This is a genomic window from Mitsuaria sp. TWR114 (genome assembly GCF_007997345.1).
Map to the genome: position 1 here is coordinate 1 of NZ_VOSR01000430.1, position 2,146 is coordinate 2,146.

Below are 2,146 nucleotides of genomic sequence, written 5' to 3' on the forward strand. Positions count from 1 at the left end.
CCGATGGCGGCAAGGTCGGCTACCTGGTCTTCAACGACCACATCCTTCCGGCGGAAGCGCAGCTGATCGCCGCGATGCAGGACTTCCGCGGCCAGGGGGTGTCCGACCTGATCGTCGACCTCCGCTACAACGGCGGCGGCTACCTGTTCATCGCCAGCGAGCTGGCCTACATGATCGCGGGCAGCGCGGCGACCTCCGGCAAGACCTTCGAGCACCTGCGCTACAACAGCCGCCGCAGCGCGGAGACCAACAGCGAGGATTCGAAGACGCCGTTCTACGACCAGTCCTGCCTGATGACGGCGGACGGTCGTTGCAGTTCGCGGCAGCCGCTGCCGGCGCTGAACCTGCGGCGCGTGTTCGTGCTGGCGCAGTCGGGCACCTGCTCGGCCAGCGAGGCGCTGATCAACAGCCTGCGCGGCGTCGACGTGGAGGTCGTGCTGGTGGGCGGCACCACCTGCGGCAAGCCCTATGGCTTCACGGCCAAGGACAACTGCGGCTACAGCTACTTCCCGATCGAATTCGTCGGCGTCAACAACAAGGGCTTCGGCGACTACGCGGACGGCTTCGTGCCCGCGGGCAGCGGCGCCACCGGCGTGAAGGGCTGCGCGGTGGCGGACGACTTCGAGCACGCGCTGGGTGACGCCAGCGAGGCGATGCTGGCCGCGGCGCTGCAATACCGCGCCAACGGCAGCTGCCCGGCGGCGAGCGCCTCGGGCACGGGCCTGGCACGCGCGACGGCGACGCGCGCCGGCGGCGAGGATGCCGTGGCGCTGCAGTTCAAGAAGCTGGCCGCGCGCAGCAACCGCATCCTGGGCGAGCGGCCCTGAGGCGGCCCTGAGGCGGCGCGTTGGGGCGCCGCGCAGGGGTGCCCATTCCGATTCGGCGTGCCGCCGGGCCCGTCCTGACCCGCCGTCGATGCCCCACGCGCGAGCGCTATGACAAAGGCCGCCCTCGGGCGGCCTTTGTCGTCATCGGGCACAGCGCTGGACACACGTCCAAGCGCGTCGGCGCTCAGCGTCAGCTCACAGCTTCGGGATGCGGATGCGGCTGATCATCAGCGAGCCGGATACCGCGAACAGCAGCACCAGCGGATGCAGGGTGAAGCCGCCCAGCTTGATGGCGCCGAACCACAACGCGTCGCCGATCGCGCCCTGCCAGGCGGCAATCCACAGCACGATCACCAGCAGCAACGACGTGGGGATGGGCGTGCCCTCGAAGTAGGCAACCTTGTCGCTGCCCGCGGACAGGCTTTCGGCGGTGATGTTGTAGCGCGCCAGGCGCGACACGCCGCTGGCCACGAAGAAGCCCAGCACGATGCGGTCCCACAGGCCCTGCATGCCACAGCCATAGGCGATCACGGCCGGGGCGACGCCGAAGGAGATCACGTCGGCCAGCGAGTCCAGCTCGCGCCCCATCGCGGAGCTTTTCTGGCGCCAGCGCGCGATGCGGCCGTCCAGCACGTCGAAGACCAGCGCGGCCGGGATCAGCGCGCAGGCGTAGTACAGGTGCTGCGTCAGCCCGGTCTGCAGGAAGGTCATCACCGAGAACAGGGCGCCCACGCCGCAGAAGGCGTTGCCCAGGGTGAACCAGTCCGCCAGATGGAACTCGCGGATCATGGAGAAAGGCTTGGGTCGGTTCATGGGGAGCGAGCATAAGCGAAGGCCCTTGGCCTCGCGGCAAAGGCCGCGCCCGCCCCCTCGGTGGGTCCATCCCCCTCGCCCCCTTCAGGGGGAGAGGGAGGGGTGAGGGGGTTCTTCGAAGGCCTAAGGCGTCTCGACCTTGGGCACTTCGGGGGCCGTTGTCATCCGCGACCATGCCTTGCGCGCCAGATGCCGCGCCAACAGCCCGGCCGGCATGCGCAGCCAGTGCGAGCGCACATACAACGCGACCTCCGCCATCGCATGGCCCGGCAGGCGGCAGCTGTCATGGCCCGGCCGCAGCAGGCGCCGGTAACAGGCATCCAGCAGCCGCAGCGCCAGCGGTCCCGGCGGCGGCCCCAGTTCCTCCGGCAGCGTGTCCGGATAAGGCGTGTCCAGCAGCAGCCGCGTGTAGCGCAGCGCCAGCCACAGCGGCCGCGTCAGGCCGATGCGCCGCGCGCGCGCCGCCAGCCGCGGCCAGAATCCCTCGATCGCGCCGAACTCGCGCA

At 70.2% G+C, this 2,146-nt stretch carries 2 protein-coding genes and 1 pseudogene; 1 reads left to right on the forward strand and 2 read right to left on the reverse strand.

What is annotated here, in order from left to right; genetic code table 11:
• Positions 1-827: S41 family peptidase (locus FUT87_RS15770; protein ID WP_255511869.1), on the forward strand; the 827-nt coding region annotated here is incomplete at its 5' end.
• 195 nt (positions 828-1,022) lie between these two features.
• Here the strand turns inward: FUT87_RS15770 and FUT87_RS15775 are convergent.
• Positions 1,023-1,640, reverse strand: a complete 618-nt coding sequence (locus tag FUT87_RS15775) for a phosphatidylcholine/phosphatidylserine synthase (protein WP_091728796.1) — start codon at positions 1,638-1,640, stop codon at positions 1,023-1,025.
• A 123-nt stretch (positions 1,641-1,763) separates the two neighbouring features.
• Positions 1,764-2,146: pseudogene (locus tag FUT87_RS28910) on the reverse strand (nucleotidyltransferase family protein); the annotation flags it as partial.